Source organism: Chromobacterium sp. CCUG 76385, assembly GCF_059916625.1.
In genome coordinates this window covers 1-18852 of record NZ_JAUCGU010000043.1, presented here as the reverse complement: position 1 = coordinate 18852, position 18852 = coordinate 1, and the positions used below count along the sequence as shown (strand labels likewise).

General features: G+C 61.2%; 16 protein-coding genes. 9 read left to right on the top strand and 7 right to left on the bottom strand.

The window, feature by feature from the left end:
* Positions 1–12: 12 nt before the first annotated feature.
* From QUG01_RS18570 to QUG01_RS18540, 7 genes are all read right to left on the bottom strand, one after another.
* The gene (locus QUG01_RS18570; protein WP_500831378.1) at positions 13–699 is read right to left on the bottom strand and encodes an FAD-binding oxidoreductase; all 687 of its coding nucleotides are present in this window, start codon (positions 697–699) and stop codon (positions 13–15) included.
* Positions 608–1015, bottom strand: a complete 408-nt coding sequence (locus QUG01_RS18565; protein ID WP_500831377.1) for a 2Fe-2S iron-sulfur cluster-binding protein — start codon at positions 1013–1015, stop codon at positions 608–610. Before QUG01_RS18565 ends, QUG01_RS18570 begins: the two co-directional genes overlap by 92 nt.
* A 66-nt stretch (positions 1016–1081) precedes the next feature.
* Positions 1082–1945, bottom strand: a complete 864-nt coding sequence (locus tag QUG01_RS18560) for a sugar phosphate isomerase/epimerase family protein (protein WP_500831376.1) — start codon at positions 1943–1945, stop codon at positions 1082–1084.
* Between the two features lie 13 nt (positions 1946–1958).
* Entirely contained in the window at positions 1959–2984 is a 1026-nt protein-coding gene (locus QUG01_RS18555; RefSeq protein ID WP_500831375.1) for a LeuA family protein, read from the bottom strand.
* The gene (locus QUG01_RS18550; protein ID WP_500831374.1) at positions 2981–3307 is read right to left on the bottom strand and encodes a hypothetical protein; all 327 of its coding nucleotides are present in this window, start codon (positions 3305–3307) and stop codon (positions 2981–2983) included. The genes QUG01_RS18555 and QUG01_RS18550 overlap by 4 nt, the downstream gene beginning before the upstream one ends.
* A gap of 1 nt (position 3308) precedes the next feature.
* Complete coding sequence (locus QUG01_RS18545) at positions 3309–3986, bottom strand: AzlC family ABC transporter permease (protein WP_500831373.1); 678 nt, start codon at positions 3984–3986, stop codon at positions 3309–3311.
* A 597-nt stretch (positions 3987–4583) separates the two neighbouring features.
* Positions 4584–5381 carry a Cof-type HAD-IIB family hydrolase gene (locus tag QUG01_RS18540; RefSeq protein WP_500831372.1) on the bottom strand — a complete coding sequence of 266 codons (798 nt, stop codon included), beginning with the start codon at positions 5379–5381 and terminating at the stop codon, positions 4584–4586.
* A 153-nt stretch (positions 5382–5534) separates the two neighbouring features.
* On the opposite strand from QUG01_RS18540, the gene QUG01_RS18535 reads away from it, so the two are divergent.
* The 9 genes from QUG01_RS18535 to QUG01_RS18495 all read left to right on the top strand — a co-directional run bounded on the left by QUG01_RS18535 (position 5535) and on the right by QUG01_RS18495 (position 18779).
* A complete protein-coding gene (locus QUG01_RS18535; RefSeq protein WP_500831371.1) occupies positions 5535–6320 on the top strand; it encodes a DeoR/GlpR family DNA-binding transcription regulator in 786 nt (261 codons plus the stop codon).
* A 131-nt stretch (positions 6321–6451) separates the two neighbouring features.
* Positions 6452–7957, top strand: coding sequence for a methyl-accepting chemotaxis protein (locus QUG01_RS18530; protein ID WP_500831370.1), 1506 nt, complete (start codon positions 6452–6454; stop codon positions 7955–7957).
* 230 nt (positions 7958–8187) lie between these two features.
* Positions 8188–8826 carry a DUF1826 domain-containing protein gene (locus QUG01_RS18525; protein ID WP_500831369.1) on the top strand — a complete coding sequence of 213 codons (639 nt, stop codon included), beginning with the start codon at positions 8188–8190 and terminating at the stop codon, positions 8824–8826.
* Positions 8827–8856: 30 nt separating this feature from the next.
* Positions 8857–10068, top strand: a complete 1212-nt coding sequence (zigA, locus tag QUG01_RS18520) for a zinc metallochaperone GTPase ZigA (protein ID WP_500831368.1) — start codon at positions 8857–8859, stop codon at positions 10066–10068.
* A 75-nt stretch (positions 10069–10143) separates the two neighbouring features.
* A complete protein-coding gene (gene hrpA, locus QUG01_RS18515) occupies positions 10144–14079 on the top strand; it encodes an ATP-dependent RNA helicase HrpA (RefSeq protein WP_500831367.1) in 3936 nt (1311 codons plus the stop codon).
* Positions 14080–14155: 76 nt separating this feature from the next.
* Entirely contained in the window at positions 14156–15295 is a 1140-nt protein-coding gene (locus tag QUG01_RS18510; protein WP_500831366.1) for an HD-GYP domain-containing protein, read from the top strand.
* Between the two features lie 97 nt (positions 15296–15392).
* Positions 15393–16847, top strand: coding sequence for an alkaline phosphatase (locus QUG01_RS18505; RefSeq protein WP_500831365.1), 1455 nt, complete (start codon positions 15393–15395; stop codon positions 16845–16847).
* Between the two features lie 32 nt (positions 16848–16879).
* On the top strand, positions 16880–18244 hold the full coding sequence (locus QUG01_RS18500; protein ID WP_500831364.1) for an alkaline phosphatase: 1365 nt from the start codon (positions 16880–16882) through the stop codon (positions 18242–18244).
* Positions 18245–18299: 55 nt separating this feature from the next.
* Positions 18300–18779, top strand: coding sequence for a hypothetical protein (locus tag QUG01_RS18495; protein ID WP_500831363.1), 480 nt, complete (start codon positions 18300–18302; stop codon positions 18777–18779).
* Positions 18780–18852 lie beyond the last annotated feature (73 nt).

The following is an 18852-nucleotide window of genomic DNA, read 5'->3' as shown; positions in this document are numbered from 1 at the left end:
GCCGCCCGCGGTTCAACCGCCAGAATAGAAGGCATCCGCGCGATAATGCGCCGCCGGCAATGCGCAGCGCGTCGTGAAAACCTCGAACGCGTCGCGAACCATTTGCGGCGATCCGCAGGCATAGACCTCGTAATCACGCAAATCGCCGATCTCGGACTCGACCCACTTCTGCACATGGCCAGCCCTGCCAAACCAGCCATCGTTCCCAGATGGCCTGGACAACACGGGACGGAACTGGAAGTCATCATATCGGGACGCTAGATCCTCTATCATGTCCGCAAAATACCAATCCGCCCGCACCCTGCCGCCCCAATACACCCGAACCGTTCTGCTCCGCGCCAACAAGCCGGACGCCAACATGGCTTTGACGGGCGAAAATCCCGTCCCGGTGGCGACGAACAGCACAGGCCGGGCAGACTCGGGCCGCAGGGTGAAATCGCCATACGGACCGTGTATCCACAATACATCCCCAGGATTCAGCACTTCACAATGCCGATGGGAAAATTGCCCCCCTTCCCGGCGTTTGACGTGCAATTCCAGACACCCATCGCATTGCGGAATATTGGCTACCGAATAAGCGCGGCACGCTCCGCGACCGCTTTCGATCTCAATGTACTGACCCGGCGCGGGCCGGATCCGCGTCCGCCCCGACAACTGCAGCTTCAGCACAAATACTTCGCCACGGCGCTCCTTGCTCAACACCACGGCGCCTTCGCGATGGCAGCGTCCTCCCCCCCCCCCCGCCCCCCAGCTCGCACTCGACATCGCTGCTCGCCACTGCCCGGCAAGGCAGAAAATAGTTCTGCTCAACCTCCGCCTCTGTCAAACAGCCTCCGCCGCCGGGCAAGAATTCGATGCTGCCCTTCAGCAGCTTCGTCCGGCAAAGCCGGCAAGCCCCAACCAAGCAACCATGCCGCAGCGCGACGCCGGCCCCGCGCGCGGCATCCAGTATCGTCTGCTCACGGCGCGCCATGAAGCTGACGCCGGCAGGCTTCAGAAATATCTTGTAACTCAAGGCCTCTTCTCCGTTGTTGCCGATGGCCGGCCGCCAGGCTTTGCGCGGACCGGCCGAGAGGGTGAATCAGAACACGCGACCGGCGTTCAAACGCTCAATGTATTCCCGGCCCGCATCGACGAAACTTTCCGGCGCGAAACCACCGCCCGACTCCTCAATAATGAAATTGCCTTGATAGCCTTCCTCCTGCATGAACTTGATGACTTGGTGGAAATTGAAGTTGCCTTTCATCAAGGGCAGGTGGACATGCTCGCCATTGAGCACATCATTGAAATGCGCATTGCGCACATTCGGCAGAATGCTCTTCAAGCGCCCCTGGTATGCCTCCATGCCAAGCCGATAATGGAAAGAATGAAAATGCACCAGGTCAAGCGTCAAACCAATCCCACAGCCATCGCAAAGATAAGCGTGCTGCTCATCTGACAGCACAATGTACTTTTCCCTATCTTGTCCGGTATTTTCCAGCAGAACTTCCACGCCATAATCGGCGGCGACCGCCGCCAGACTATCCAGCGACCGCGTCAATTGAGCGAAGTCAAATGCTCCCACCCCATTGCTATCAAAATCAACATACCCCGGATGCACCGTGACAATTTCAGCTCCGATATCGGCAGCACGGATAACATAGCCTCGCAGGTAATCCACCGCGCTGCGGCGCACGACCTCATCGCCGCTGGCGATGTCGGTTTCGATGCCGATATATGGCGCATGAGCGGAAAAATACACACCTTCTTCATGGCGAATTCGATTCAGCGCGTCTTTTTGCTTGTTCCACTCGCCTTCATCAGAGTCGATCATGTCCCTGAATTCTTTATCAAACTCGATTTCCACCACCCGATAGACGCGAGACAGCCTAGAAACCAGCCCCGCCATGTCAGCCGGATTGTCAAAAATATTGGTGGAAAAACCGATTTTCTGAATCAACTTCATGTCAATCTCCTTATCAGCCTTGCTGGGAAAAGCGCTGCGCCAGTTTACTGCTGGACAAGCGATTAAAATGAAAACTTCTCTTCAATCCGATACACTCAGGATCAATGAATTCATATGTTTCAGGAAATTTCAGAATGGCGCTCTGATGGATTCCCGCACAGGTGGAAAAGGCATTCGCGCCAATCAAAGGTTTGTTAGGATGCGGAGGCTTCCCGATCAGCTTATAAAAATACCGACACACTTCAATCAATTGGCGCAGCTTGATCTTGCTTGAAATTCTTCCCTTGTAATCCTTGCAATACTCCAGAATAGCGATGATTTCCTCGAACGAAGCATTGCCGCAACGCTCGCCAATCCCGCCCAAAGTGACCTGTACCTCCGATACCCCGGCGTCGACTGCTGCAATCGTATTCGCCACCGCCAAGCCAAGGTCATTGTGAAAATGCGCGCCAAAATTCACGCTTGGATATAGCTGAACAAATTGTCCGAAAAAACATTGGGTTGCAGATGGCGTCATCGCGCCCACCGTGTCGGCAAAGCAAATATTACGCACGCCATTCAGCAGCAGATGCTCAACGGTACTTCGCAGCAAACTCTCACTGCCGCGAGTCGCATCCTCTAAAATCGCGTAAACATTGCCATGAAAACCCGTCTCGTGTACCTGATTCAACGAGCGGCTCAATAGATTCAAGGCCTCGCACTGGCTCATGAACATCTTCTTTTCCAGATGTAATTCCGAACCAATGCACAGCAGATTTAGCGTAGGCTGCTTGAATGGCGTAAGCACACGAACGGTATTTTCGATATCCTTCTCATTGAGTCTGCATAATGCGGCAATATTCTGCTCACCCGCTATTTTGGCCGCTTCGTTAAACAGCGCTGCGCTCTCTTCATCTGTCACCATGCCCAGCTCAATTACCTCTACATTCAGCCGGATCAACTGTCTTAACAGCCTAAGTTTTTGCTCGCTCGTGAGTAAATACCCTATTCCCTGCTCACCATCCCTCATGGTGGTGTCGAAAAATCGGATGTTTTTCATGACAATCCCCACATTGAAACTACGAACAAGGCCATGGAAACGAAAAGGCTTTTCAGAATGGATCCAGTCAATCTACAGACCAGAAAAGAAGCCAGAATCGTTAATAAGACAACGCACTCTCTCAGTCCGAATCTCTCCATCAAATGGCTGGCCGAAGCATTTCCGAACGCCACATTGACAATGATGGCCCCCATGATAAAGCACACCGCATATTCTACAGAGCGTGCCAGGAAACTCGTTCCACTTCCCTGAAAGCGATCAGAGAGAAACGGCAACGCTTTCAAAAAATAACTAAGGATAGAAACAAAAACAGTGGCCATCATGTCATGCGCTCCCACTTTTCTGGCGAACACTATCTACCCAGGCGAAAAATGCTCCCGCTGCAACAGGCAAGCCAACCACCAGCCAGACAGTATCCCAGCCAACCAACAGCGGCGCGCATAATCCACCCACTACCGTTGCCAGGACGGTTAGTCCTTTTCCAGCATTCTTGGCAGTCAATGCAGTAAAGTGAATTGGCAATATCATCGCGACGAATAGCTCTATCGACGCATAGTTCAGATAACTGGCCAAAAAGTACCCGACAACCGTAGCCAAGATAGCGACAACGTAGCTGGGAATTGAAACCCCGAGGTAGTAATTGAATTGGTTCCGGCCTTCGTTCAAACCAGAGGATTTGAAGTGGGAATGGCTAACCGCATAAGTGCTGGCACTAAACATGAGCAAGGATAGGAAAACCTTTATCTTTGCCACTCCTTTGAAGTACTGCGACGCTACCATGGACATGAACAAAAATCTGAAATTGACCAATGTGGTCAGCGCCAGTGCAGCCAGCACCTGCTCCTTGGACAGCAGATCGACAGCCGATATCTGCAAAGGCGCCGCAAATATCAGTACGGTCCCCAGCGTGGTTTCGATCAACTGCAAGCCCTTCTCCTGATACAACGCCCCCAATGAAGAGAATACAAAGAGAAAAGAAATGACTATGGGTATGGAATCCATCACTCCGGACTTGATATATGAATCCAGTCTCAATTTGACCTCCATTCAGTTTAGCTGCATGAAATCGCTTGGACACAATGAGAATTTAGTCAACCATAAATACCAATCGTGGATATCATCCCCTTCAATATTGATGGCCGCCTCCTCTCGTTGGTCAGAAATAAAATCACATTGCGGTTTATCAAGTGTCAACGTAATGCCAAGCAAAGCGTTTCATCTCAAGCATTTCACCAGTGGAATATATTTTCCATTTACACAATCCAGCCAAAGATTCACAATACTCAAAAGGCATATTCAGACAAAAAGCCTGTGCCTAAGCCTATTCAGCTCACCCAATTAAAATTCAAAATGGGTAATATGAAATTGGCAAATCCATGTGTTTACATGCAACAGAAATCAGGGAGAACTATTTAGAAATGCTCGCCAAAAAGCAAAAATGACAAATGATTTTTGTGCAAATGCAAACAAGGCATCTAAGAGAATCAGAAAACACTGATGACTAGCGGGACGGATAAGTCGAAGGAGGGGGAAGTAAGGGAATGAAAAAGCGCAATCGGACATGCCCGATTGCGCCTTTTCGAGAGCAGAGGAATCCGATCAGGCTTGGATGCCGTCGCGTTCCAACAAGGCAGCCAAGCGCCTAGCCACGCCGCCCTCCGCATGATGGCCTATCACCGGAGCATCCGGCAGACGTCGTTTCAGTTCCGGATGCGCGTTGGCCATCACATGCGGCAAGCCGGCCAATTGCAGCATCTCGGCATCGTTGAGATTGTCGCCGAACGCCGCGCAGCCGGCGGCGTCCACGCCCAGATGCGCCAACAAGCGCGCCAGCGCGCTGCCCTTGTGCACGCCGGGAGCCATCACTTCCAGGTAGCACACCTGCGAATAGGTCATGGACACCGCATCGCCCAATTCGCGGGCGATGTCGGCTTCGATTTCGGCCAGCAATTCCGGCGCGCCGCAATAGATCACTTTGGACACATCGTCGGCCGAGAAGCTGGCTAGATCGGCGATCTCGCCCACCTGGCCGGTGTAATGGCTGTACTCGCGGCGGCTGTGATAGGCCATGATGCAATCGTCGCGGTACACGCCCAGCTCGGCTTCGCGCACCAGCGCGGGCTGCAACAGCCGGCCCAGCAGCGCCTGCGACAGATTGGCCTGAAACAGCAGGCTGCCATCGGCCAGATGAATGCGCGCGCCGTTGGCGCTGATCACCGGCACCGCCGGCAGATCCTGCGGCCACAAGCGTTGCACCTGAAGCGCATGACGCCCGGTGGCGATGGCCAGCGGAATGCCGCGCGCCGCCACCTGCCGCAATACCGCATGGGTTTCCGGCGCCACGCGAGAATCGGCGTCCAACAATGTTCCGTCCAGATCGCTAACGATGAATTGCATGCTAAGCCTCCTTGCTTGTTACTGCCCATTTTGCACGAACATGCATAATCGTGCAAAATACAATGCGAAATCAGGCATAAATACCTGCCTGTTTTGACCAAACCTGCAGGATCATGCAACACTGCGCATAAAATCCGCACTGGAAAACCCATCATGTCCAAAGAACGCGCCGCCAGCGCCAGCCTCCCCGCAGATCGCCACCTTTATATTCGCCAGCAATTGCAGCTGCATGGCCGGGTGCTGGCCGGCGAGCTGGCGGAAACGCTTGGCGTATCTGAGGACTCCATCCGCCGCGATCTGCGCGAACTGGCAGCCGCCGGCGTTTGCCAGCGCGTATACGGCGGCGCCATCGCCCTGACGCAGAACCAGGCCAGCTTCCGCGCCCGCAAGCAGGAGCACCAGGCGCGCAAGGCCAGGCTGGCCGCCACCGCGGTCCAGCAACTGCAACCCGGGCAGTTTGTGTTTCTGGACGGCGGCACCACCAATCTGGAAATCGCCCGCGCGCTGCCTGAACACCTGCCATTGACTGTGGCAACCAACTCCATCCCCATCGCCGCCGAATTATTCGGCAAGAAACAGCTGGAGCTGCTGCTGATCGGCGGCAGCGTCAATCACCAAAGCGGCGACGCGCTAGGCACCATCGCTACGCTCATGCTGCAGGCCATGCGGCCGGATATCTGTTTTCTCGGCACGTGCTCCGTCGATTCTGAGCTGGGCATCGGCACGCTGCAGGCGGACGAAGCCGCGTTCAAACGCCAGTTGGTGGAGCAATGCGGCCAGATCATTCTGGCGGTGACCAATGAAAAGCTCGATACCGCCTCGCCTTTTCAGGTTGCCCCGCTGGGCGACATCGGCCTGCTGATCATAGAACCGGATGCCGATCCGCTGCGGCTGGCCCACCTGCAGGCTAGCGGCGTGCCCTTGCGCACGGCGCACTGAGCGCGGTTTAAATCCAGCAGCATATTGCAGTTGATCAAACATTTGTTTTAAAGTCCCCCTCCAGGCGCCCAAACGATAAATCCTTGAAAATCAGAGCGCTTCCATCTGGAACATCCTTGGAGGGGAGACCAATGTCTATACAAGCCATCACCGAATGGTTTATCCCGGACAGCATCCGCCAGTCCCCGGAACAGGCCATACGCGCCCGCACCGTGGTCGGCGTCGGCCTGCTGGCCGGACTGATGGCCCCGCTGTTCGCCATCGAATACCTGAACCTGGGCCATTACCCGATGGCCGAAGGCATCGCGCTGGGCGGTCTGGGCCTGTTGTTTGGCCCGCTGCTGCTGCGGCTCAGCGGCGCCGTGCGCTTCACCGCGGAATTCATCACCAGCTGCATGTACGCCATGGTGTGCTGGATGGTGTATGTCAACGGCGGCATCCTGTCCACCAGCCTGATGTGGTTCGCCGCCATCCCTTTTACCGCCGTCTTCATCGGCACCCGCCGCTCCGGCATGTTCTGGCTGGCGATGTCGCTGCTCGCCGTCGGCATCATCATGTGGCTGTCAGGCATCGACGCCATCCCCAAAAGCCCGCTGCCGCATGAGGAGCTGCCCAAGCTGCAGGCCAAGTCGCTGGCGGGCTTGTCGCTGGTGGTATTGGTGCTGGCGCTGGCCTTCGACAAGGCCAAGAGCAAGAGCTTCGAGAAACTGGAAAGCGCCCGCCAGGACGCCGAGCGCGCCAGCCAGACGCTGGCGTTGATGATGGAGCAGATCAGCCACTCCATCCGCGACGCCTCCGGCGCCAGCCGCCAGATCGCCGCCAGCACCGGCAGCATGGCCAAAACCATGGCGGACCAGCGCGGCCGCTCCGAAGACATGGTGGTGATCGCGCAGCAAATGGCCGTGGTGACCAGCCAGAACGCCGAGCAATCCACCATGGCCACCCAGCTGGCGCAAACCGCCGGCGACGCGGCGCTGCAGGGCGGTTCGGCGATGGACCAGGCGGTTTCGCAACTGGGCCGCGCCGGCGAAGTGATCAGCCACGCGGCCGGCAAGCTGGAAGAACTGGGCCAGCGCAGCGCCGAAGTCAGCGGCATCGTGCAGTTGATCCGCGATATCGCCGACCAAACCAATCTATTGGCGCTGAACGCGGCCATCGAGGCCGCCCGCGCCGGCGAAATGGGCCGCGGCTTCGCCGTGGTGGCCGACGAAGTGCGCAAGCTGGCCGAGCGCACCCAGAACGCCACCCAGGACATCGAAAGCAAGATCCAGCTGATTGTCGACGGCACCAACCAGGCCATCGTGGCGATGCGCGACGGCAACCAGCAGATGCGCGCGGGCAGCGACCACGCGCAGAATGCGCATCAAAAACTGTCCGGCATCATTCGCGAAACCGCCGAGCTGGCCAATCTGCTGGGCCAGGTATCGCAGGCCGAAGCCAATCAGAACCAGGGCTTCGCCCAGTTTGCCGGCGACATCGTCGCCGTCGGCGAAGCCACCCGCAGCCTGTCCGGCGAAACCGAAAACATCGCCGAGGCCATCCGCCGGCTGGATGAGCAAATGGAAAAACTGCACCAGGCGGTGAGCCAGCCGGCACGCGCGCCGGCATCGACTAGTCGCGAGCCGAGCTGGGCCTGAGCAGAGAGGGAGCTGGGTTCAGATATAGCCCAGCTCCAAGGCGCGCAATACAGCGCGCACCCGATCACGCACGCCCAGCTTGGACAGAATGATCGAAAATGCCGGGGCCGATGCTCTAGCATCATTCCATCCGCTTGCCGCCCTGCGCCCGCAGCGATTGTTATGTTATAACTTGATTGTAATTAATGTAATGATATAACATTCTTTAAGCCCATCTTCTTCCCCTCGCCATGACCACCGTCTCCACCGCCGAAACCATCCGCTTTTCCGACAACCTGGCCAGCCTTGCGGCCATCTTCGATGCCGACACCGAGCTATGCCTGTACCGACGCCCGCCCAACGCCGATATCGCCGGCTATTTGCGCCGGGCGGTGCAAAACGGCCTGCTGGGACTGGGCTGGCGGCGAATCGTGACGCCGGGAGAAAGCGCCGACTTGCCGCTGGCCGACTTGCCCGGCCGTGCCGCGCTGCAAGCCGACATTGCCTGGCTATGCGAGCTGTACGCCACGCTGACCGGCTGTCCGCAAGTGGGCGTCCGGCTGGAGGTGCTGGACCGCCCGATGTGTCCGCGCTTCCATGTAGACCGCGTCGGCCTGCGCCTGCTGTGCTGCTACCAGGGGCCGGGCACCGAATGGCTGCCGTCCTCCACTGCAAACCGCTCCCTGCTGGGCGCAGCCACTCAGGGCCTGCCTGACGAGGCATCCGGGCTGGTCCTCGACGCGTCCGCCATAGTCCGCGCGCCGCCGTTCGCCGTGCTGCTGCTCAAGGGCGCCGAATGGCCGGAATCCAAGGGCGGCATCATCCACCGCTCGCCCGCGCCGCATCCCGGAGAAGCCCGCGTGCTGCTGGCGCTGGACGCGGTGTGGTAGCCCCCTCTTCCCTCATTTCAAGGAATACGCATGAACAAGCTGCCGGTAACGGTGCTGTCCGGCTTTCTCGGCGCCGGCAAGACCACGCTGCTGAACCACATCCTGGCCAACCGAGAAGGCAAACGGGTGGCGGTGATCGTCAACGACATGTCCGAGGTCAATATCGACGCCCGGCTGGTGCGCGAAGGCGGCGCCCAGTTGTCGCGCGCCGAGGAAAAGCTGGTGGAGATGAGCAATGGCTGCATCTGCTGCACGCTGCGCGAGGACCTGCTGCTGGAAATCCGCCGCCTGGCGGCGGAAGGCCGCTTCGACTACCTGCTGATCGAATCCACCGGCATCTCCGAGCCGCTGCCGGTGGCGGAAACCTTCACTTTCCGCGACGAAGATGGCCGCAGCCTGGCGGACCTGGCGCGGCTGGACACCATGGTGACGGTGGTGGATGCCTGTAATTTCCTGCGCGACTACGCGTCGCGCGACAGTCTCACCGACCGCCAAGCCAGCTTGGGCGAGGAAGACGAGCGCACCGTGGCGGATCTGCTGATCGAACAAGTGGAGTTCTGCGACGTCATCGTGCTGAACAAGACCGATCTGATCAGCGCCGAAGCGCTGGCTGAGCTGGAGGGCATTCTGCGCTCGCTGAACCCGCGCGCAGACATCGCGCGCAGCGAATTCGGCCGCGTGCCGCTGGACAGGGTGCTCGATACCGGCCGCTTCGACTTCGACGCCGCCGCCGAAGCGCCGGGCTGGCTGGCCGAACTGCGCGGCGAGCATGTGCCGGAAACCGAGGCCTACGGCATCGAAAGCTTCGTCTACCGCGCGCGCCGACCGTTCCACCCGCAACGACTTTGGCAATGGATGCGGCAGGAATGGCCCGGCGTGGTGCGCTCCAAAGGTTATTTCTGGCTGGCCAGCCGGCCGCAGTTCGCCGCCTTGTGGTCGCAAGCCGGATCGGTGGCCCGCCATTCCTGCGCCGGCTTATGGTGGGCGGCGCTGGACTGCGCGGAATGGCCCCAAGACGAAGACAGCCTGGCGCTGATCCGCTCGCGCTGGGCCGAGCCGTTCGGCGACCGCCAGCAAGAGCTGGTGCTGATCGGCATGGACATGGACAGCCAGGCGCTGACGGCCGGCTTCGACGCCTGTCTGCTGAACGATGCCGAATTGGCCGGCGGCATGGAGGCCTGGCAAGCGCTGGACGACCCGTTCCCACGCTGGGAAATCCGCGAGGAAGAAGCCGAGGCCTGATGCCAAGCGCGGGCGGCTCGCCGCCGCCCGCTCTGCTATAATCGGCGCTTTCCGCAATTCTCCGTTCTTTAGCCGATGACTCCTGCCGCCCGCCTCGCCGACCTGAAATCCGCCCTGTCCTGCTGTCTGATCCGCGACCGCCACCTGCTGCGCCGCAAGCTCGCCGACGCCGGCGACCGGCTGAAAAAGAACCAGCCGGCCGACAAGCTGCTCACGGACATCGCCAGCCAGATCGACCGCTCGCGCGAGCGCGCCGAGGCTCGCCGCCGCCATCTGCCCAAACCGAGCTTCGACGATTCGCTGCCGGTCAACCAGAAACTGGACGACATCAAGAGCGCGATCGACAAGAACCAGGTGGTGATCATCTGCGGCGAGACCGGCTCCGGCAAAACCACGCAGATTCCCAAGATCTGCCTGGAGCTGGGCCGGGGCGTGTTCGGCCTGATCGGCCACACCCAGCCGCGCCGGCTGGCCGCGCGCTCGGTGGCGACGCGCATCGCGCAGGAGCTGGGATCGCAGCTCGGCGAGCATGTCGGCTTCAAGGTGCGCTTCACAGATAAATTGTCGGAAAAGTCGGTGATCAAGCTGATGACGGACGGCATCATGCTGGCGGAAACGCAAACCGACCGTTATCTGGAAGCCTACGACACCATCATCATCGACGAAGCGCACGAGCGCAGCCTGAACATCGATTTCCTGCTCGGCTACCTGAAGCAGCTGCTGCCGCGCCGGCCGGACCTGAAAGTCATCATCACCTCCGCCACCATCGACGCCGACCGCTTCGCCCGCCACTTCGACGGCGCGCCGGTGATCGAAGTCTCCGGCCGCACCTTCCCGGTGGAAGTGCGCTACCGGCCGCTGAAGCAGCGTGACGAAGACGAGCGCGAGATGGAGATGGAGGACGCCATCGTCGACGCGGCGGACGAGCTGTCGCGCCAGGGCCCCGGCGACATGCTGGTCTTCCTGCCCGGAGAGCGCGAAATCCGCGAAACGGCTGAGAAGCTGCGCAAGTCCGGCATCCGCGGCTACGAAATCCTGCCCTTGTTCGCGCGGCTGTCCAACGAGGACCAGCAAAATATCTTCAAGCCGTCCGGCGGCCGCCGCATCGTGCTGGCCACCAACGTGGCCGAAACCTCGCTGACGGTGCCCGGCATCAAGTACGTGATCGACACCGGCCTCGCCCGCATCAACCGCTACAGCCCGCGCGCCAAGGTGGAACAGCTGCAGGTGGAAAAGATTTCGCAGGCGGCAGCCCGCCAGCGCGCCGGCCGTTGCGGCCGCGTGGAGTCCGGCATCTGCGTGCGCCTGTACGCCGAAGACGACTTCAACGCTCGCCCGGCCTTCACCGACCCGGAAATCGTCCGCTCCAACCTGGCGGCGGTGATTCTACGCATGGCCGCGCTGCGCCTGGGCAAGGTCGACGCCTTCCCCTTCCTGGAAGCGCCGTCCAGCCGCCTGATCGCCGACGGCTACCAGGTGCTGACCGAGCTGGGCGCGGTGGACGACAAGGGTGAGTTGACCACCGTCGGCAAGGAGCTGGCGCGCATTCCGGTGGACCCGAAAGTGGGCCGACTCATGCTGGCCGGCCGCGACTACCACTGCGCGCGCGAGGTGCTGATCATCGCCGCCGCCTTGAGCATCCAAGACCCGCGCGAGCGTCCGTTTGAAGCCCGCGACGCGGCGGAGAAGGCCCAGGCGCGCTTCAACGACGAGAAATCGGACTTCCTGTCCTTCCTGCACCTGTGGGATTTCTTCGCCGACGCGCTGAAGCACAAGAAATCCAACCGCCAGCTGGTCAACGCCTGCCACGAGCACTTCCTGTCCTATTTGCGCATGCGCGAGTGGCGCGAACTGCACGCGCAGCTGGCCGAGATCGCCAGCGAGCTGGGCCTGATCACGCGCGACGAAGCCCATGCCGACGCCGAACAACCCGACGCGCAGATGACGCAGAAAAAGCGCCAGCAAGTGGACGCGGTGGCCTACGAGAATCTGCACAAGGCGCTGGTCACCGGCCTGATCGGCAATATCGGCATGAAGAACCAGGAAGGCGACGACTACCAGGGCGCGCGCGGCGTCAACTTCCACGTCTTCCCCGGCTCCGGCCTGAAAAAGGCCAAGCCCAAGTGGCTGGTGGCGGCCGAGCTGGTGGAAACCACCCGCCTCTATGCCCGCTGCGTGGCCAAGATCGAGCCGGAATGGGTGGAGAAGCTGGCCCCCCACTTGGTGAAGTACCACTACTTCGAACCGCACTGGGAAAAGAGCCGCGGCGAAGTGGTGGCCAGCGAACGCGTAACGCTGTACGGCCTGACGCTGATCCCGCGCCGCGCCGTCAGCTACGGCCGCATCGCGCCGGAAGAAGCGCGCGAGCTGTTCATCCGCGGCGCGCTGGTCAATATGGAATACGTCAGCAATGCAGCGTTCTTCCAGCGCAACCAGCAGCTGATCCGCGAAGTGGAACAGCTGGAGCACAAGGCGCGCCGCCAGGACGTGCTGGTGGACGAGGAGGCGCTGTACGCCTTCTACAGCGAGCGCATCCCGGCCGACGTCGTCGATGCCGCCAGCTTCGAAGCCTGGCGCAAGGAAGCGGAAAAAACCGAACCCAAGCTGCTGCACCTGACCCGCGACGAGCTGATGCGCCACGCCGCCCAGCACGTCACGGAAAACCAGTTCCCGGAATGGCTGGAACTGGAGGACGGCAAGCTGAAACTGCGCTACCGCTTCGAGCCTAAACATCCTTTGGACGGCGTTACCCTGGACGTGCCGCTGGCCATCCTCAACCGCTTGCAGCCGGCCCCATTTGAATGGCTGGTGCCGGGCATGATCCGCGACAAACTGCAGCAGCTGATCAAGGGCCTGCCCAAGCAGATCCGCCGCTGCTGCGTGCCGGTGCCGGACTTCGTCACCCGCTTCCTGCTGAGCAATCCGGACCCGCAGCAGCCTATCGCGCCGCAGTTGGCGCGCTTCATCCTGCGCGAGACCGGCGGCGTCAAGGTGGACATCGACGAGTTCAATACGCAGGACCTGCCGGAACACATGCTGTTCAACTTCCGCGTCATCGACGACGGCAAGCAGGAAATCGGCATGGGCCGCGACCTGATCGCGCTGCAAAAGCAGTTCGGCCAGGCGGCGCAGCTGACCTTCCGCGACACCAGCGCGGAGTTCGAACGCGACGACGTCAAGACCTGGGACTTCGGCGAGCTGCCGGAGAGCATCCAATTCGCCCGCGGCCGCCAGCAGCTCACCGGCTACCCGGCGCTGACGCTGGAGGAGGACCGCGTCGCCATCCGTCTGTTCGATACCCAGGCCGTGGCGGAAAAGCACCACCGCCAGGGCGTGGTGCGGCTATTGCAGTTGCAACTGAAAGAGCAGATGAAGCAGCTGGGCAAGGGTTTGCCCGGCATGACGCAAATCGGCCTGCAATTACGCGCCGTGGCCAATGTCGACGAGCTGCTGGCCGACGCCATCGCCTGCATCTGCGACCGCGCCTTCATCGGCGAGGACGCGCTGCCGCGCAGCGAGAAAGCCTTCAACGAGCAGAAAACCCGCGCCCGCACCCGCCTGCCGGCGGTGATCCAGGCGGTGGCGCAATATCTGCAGCAGATCGCGGCCGAGTACACTCCGCTCGCCAACAAGCTGCAAAAGCACAAGCTGGGATACGAGCTGAAAGGCCAGCTGGAGCGGCTGGTTTACAAGGGCTTCCTCAACAACACGCCGTGGAGCCAGCTGCCCCATCTGCCTCGCTACATGAGGGCGATGAGCCTGCGCATGGACAAGCAGCCGGCCAATCCGCAACGCGATGGCCAGCGCGCGGCGGAAATCCGCGATCTGTGGCAAAAATGGGAACAAAGGGTGGCGGAGCAACGCGAACAGGGCGAGCCGGCGCCGGAGGTGATGGCGTTCCGCTGGATGCTGGAAGAGCTGCGCGTCAGCCTGTTCGCGCAGGAATTAAAAACACCTTACCCCGTCTCTGTTAAGCGTTTATTGAAGATCTGGAGCGACTTGCCGCGCTGACCGTGAAAATTGCCAGCTTGTCATGCCCTTGGATTATCATTTGTAAAACCTTGGGTATTACAAGCGGTAATTCTTCATGACTGTGGATTCCACAAAAAAACCGGCCAAGATCTACTCCGCGATGGTGGAAGTCGGCAAGGCGCTGCCGGTCGACGTGTATTCGGACACCGGCTTTCTGCTGCTCAAGCGGGGACACTATGTGCTGTCGCCGGACTTGAAGCAGAAGCTGGTCCAAATGGGCTACGCCGAGGCCAAGGCCGATGTCCGCGCGCTGGACAAGCCCAACCTCAACGACTTCAGCAAACTGTCGCTGTTCGAAGACATCGCCTTCCTGCAAGTGCGGGTCCGCAACGTGCTGCACCGCGCCTTGACCATACCGAATCTGGAAGCGCGCATCATGGAATTGACCCAGGCGCTGATCCGGATGGCGGAAAACCATCACGACGCGCTGGTCGCCTCCATCTTCCTGGTACCGTTCAGCGAATACAGCGTGGCGCACTCGCTGCACACCGCCGCCTTGCTGGCCATCCTGACCCGCCGCGTCGAGCTGCCGCCGCGCCACCGCGAAATCCTGATCTGCGCCGCGCTGACGATGAATATCTCGCAAGTGGAGCTGCAGAACGAGCTGTACGGCCAGCGCGCCAGCCTCAACGAACACCAGCGCCAGGCCATACGCGACCATCCGCTGATGAGCTCGGCCATCCTGCGCGAGGCCGGCATCGATGACCAGCTGTGGCACACCCTGGAGCAAACGCACCACGAATCCTGGGAAGGCACCGGCTATCCGCAAGGCCTGACCAAGGAGCAGATCCTGCCGCCGGCCCATCTGCTGCACCTGGCCGACATCACCTGCGCCAAGCTGCTGCCGCGCCGCTATCGCTCCGCCCTGCTGCCCGCCACCGCCCTGGGCCAGATATTCCAACGCAAAGACCGCGAATTCGACCTGGCCTTCATCACGCTGCTGATCCGCGAAATCGGCATCTATCCGCCCGGCAGCTTCGTCCGCCTGGCCAGCGACGAAATCTGCGTGGTCACCGCCTCCGGCGCCCAGCCGCGGGAGCCGATGGTGGCCGCCATCCGCCGCGGCGACGGCCCGACTTACGGCGAGCCGCTGCTGCGCGACACCAGCAAGCCGGGGCTGCGCATCGTCGCCCCCTGCCATGCCGACGAAGCCAGAGTGCGCGTATCGTTCCTCGCCCGGCTGTGGAAAGCCTGAAAAACAACACCGCTTAATATTTAATAACAATTTATTTTGGATGAAACATTAGAAAATTAACCTGACTGCGCATTTTTTCATAAAAAAGGTAGATTCAATGCGCATCTTCTCCCTCAGCGCCAGCATTGTGCTGGCCTTCGGCCTCGCAGCCTGCAATAGCGACGGCAGCGCCAGCCGCGCGGTTCCGCAAGACAATGCCGAGACCAAGCCCCCGGCCAGCGCCAAGAACGTCATCTTCTTCCTCGGCGACGGCATGGGCATCACCACCACCACCGCCGCCCGCATCTACGCCGTGGGCGAAGATGGCCAGCTGACCATGGACACGCTGCCGGAGTCCGGCTTCGTCAAAACCTTCTCGCAGGATGCCCAGGTCACCGACAGCGCGCCATCCATGTCGGCGTACATGACCGGCGTGAAGATGAACAACGAAGTCATCTCCATGTCGTCCGACACCCGCGCCATCGAGCCGACCAAGGACGCCACCGGCAACTGCGGCGCCGGCAACGGCAAGCCGGTTTCCACGCTCTTGGAGCTGGCCAAGTCCAAAGGCTGGGCCACCGGCGTGGTGACCACGACCCGCGTCACTCACGCCACGCCCGCCGCCACCTATGCCCACGTCTGCCACCGCGACGCGGAATCCGACATCGCCGCGCAACTGGTGCCGGGCGGCGCACAGTACAACAGCGCGCTGCTGGACGGCGTGGACGTGGTGTTCGGCGGCGGGCGCCAGTTCTTCCAGCCCAAGAGCGCCGGCGGCAAGCGCGCCGACGGCCGCGACCTGGTTGCGGAACTGAAGGCCAAGGGCTATGGCTACGCGGCGGACAAGGCCAGCCTCGACGCCATCGACCCGGCCAAAACCCGCCGCGCCGTCGGCCTGTTCACCAGCAGCCACATGAGCTACGACCTGGACCGCGACGCCGGCAAGGAACCGAGCTTGGCCGACATGACCGCCAAGGCCATCGCCATGCTGGCGGGCCGCAGCGACAAGCAAGGCATGTTCCTGATGGTGGAAGGCGGCCGCATCGACCACGCGCTGCATGAAACCCTCGCCAAGAAGGCGCTGCAGGACACCGTCGCCTTCGACCAGGCGATCAAGGCTGCCATCGATGCCATGCAGCAACGCGATCCCGGCCTGAAAAACACGCTGATCGTCGTCACCGCCGACCACGACCATACGCTGGTGCTGAACGGCTACGCCAAGCGCACCGGCAAGACCGCTCCCGGCAATCCCGGCGTGCTTGGCCTGGCCAAGGATTACGCCAGCGGCAAGAACCTGACCGACGCCGACGGCATGCCCTACACCATCATCGGTTTCGGCAATGGCGAAAACCGGGTGAACGACAAGCGCAGCGCGGCCGCCGCGCTGACCGACGATGCGGTGTCAGGCAGCAACTACCACCAGGAAGCGGCCATCCCGATGCCTGCAGGCGGCGAGACCCACGGCGGCACCGATGTCTACATCGCCGCCATCGGCCAGGGCGCGGACAGCATCCGCGGCTTCCTGGAAAACATCGAAGTATTCGGCATCGTCAAGAAAGCCGCCGGCCTCTAAGCCCATTGGGGAACAAGAATATGCAAACCGTGATGAAAACTCTGCTGGCCGCCGCCGTGCTGGCCGCCGCCGTGCTGGCCGCCCTGCATACCGCTCCGGCACAAGCCGCCGGCGAAGCCAAGAATGTGATCTTTTTTCTCGGAGACGGCATGGGCCCGGCTACCGTCACCGCCTCGCGCATCTACCAGTATGGCGAGAGCGGCAAGCTCAGCATGGAAAAGCTTGACCGCACCGCGCGCATCAAAACCTTCTCCAACGACGCGCAGACCACCGACAGCGCGCCGTCCATGGCGGCGTACATGACCGGCGTGAAGATGAACAACGAAGTCATCTCCATGTCGTCCGACACCCGCGCCATCGAGCCGAATAAGGATGGCACCGGCAACTGCGGCGCGAACAACGGCGCGCCCGCCGCCACCCTGCTGGAGCTGGCCAAGGCCAAGGGCAAGGCCATCGGCGCCGTCACCACCACCCGCGTCACCCACGCCACCCCGGCCGCCACCTACGCCCACGTCTGCCATCGCGACGCCGAATCCGACATCATCGCCCAGGCGGTGCCGGGCGGCGCCGGCTACAACGCCAAGCTCGGCAACGGCCTCGACGTGCTGATGGGCGGCGGCGCCAAGTTCCTGCTGCCTGCCACGCAAAAAGGCGGCAAGCGCAGCGACGGCCGCAATCTGCTGCAAGAGTTCGCCGCCAAAGGCTACCCGGTGCTGCAAACCGGCAGCCAGCTGGCCGCCTTCGACGCCAAATCCGCCAGCCGCGTGGTAGGCATCTTCGCCAACGATCATCTGGACTACGAGCTGGACCGGGTCAAGAACAAGCTGGATCAACCCAGCCTGGCGCAGATGACCGCCGCGGCGATAGACGTGCTGTCCAAGAACGGCAACGGCTACGTGCTGATGGTGGAAGGCGGCCGCATCGACCACGCCCTGCACGGCACCAATGCCAAGCGCGCGCTGGTCGACACCATCGCCTTCGACGAGGCCATCAAGACCGCCCTGGCCAAAGTCGATCTGAAAAGCACGTTGGTCGTGGTCACTGCCGATCATGACCACACCATGACCATCAACGGCTACTCCAAGCGCGGCAATCCCATACACGACATCGCCCGCAGCTATGCGGACGGCCAAGCGGCCAAAGACGCCAATGGCGCCGTCTACACCACGCTGGTCTTCGGCAATGGCCCCAACCGCAAACCCAGCCGCGTGTCGGTCGATTCCGCCACCGCCACAGCGGATGACTATCAACAGGAAACCGGCATCCGCCTATCCAGCGAAACCCACGGCGGCGGCGACGTGATGCTGATGTCCGGCGGCGCCGGCAGCAGCGGCTTCAAGGGCGTGATGGACAACACCAAGGTATTCGGCTTGGTGAAATCCGCGCTCGGCCTGTAACCCTCCCCGGCGCGCGGCCCAAGCGCCGCGCGCCTCTCCACTTCAGGAAACATCCATGAAAGTTTTGCTTATCGCCGCGCTGGCGCTGTTGGCACAGCAGGCGGCCGCCGCCCTGCCGGACCTGCAGGCCATCGTCCGTTACGAAACCGTCAGCCAGGGCGCAGACGGCGTGGAAAAAACCCTGCGCTACAGCGAAAAATGGGTGCGCCAGGGCGGACACGTCTGGCGCGAATGGAGCGACGCCGGCTTCGACGGCTCCTGGGCGCGCGCCAGCCAATTGGTGGATATCGCGCAACTGCACGGCTTCGCCAAGACAAACGACAGCGCCGACACCATCGTCTACACCAAAGGCGGCAAGACCTTGCGCTGGAGTCAGCGCTGGCAGATGCCGCTGCGCGTGTCGCTGCTGAGCGCCGATGGCCGCCAACGCGAGACCATCACGGTGGAGCCGCAAGCGCTGCCGCCCAGCGCGCCGCAGCCCTGGAAACGCAGCGCCAACTGGCCGGCGCGCGATTATCTGGATACCCTGGACTAGGGGCTGTTGACGTTTGGTGAGTGGATCGCGTTTGCGCCGATTTGGGCCGGAAGCAAGGCGCACAGTCCGACGC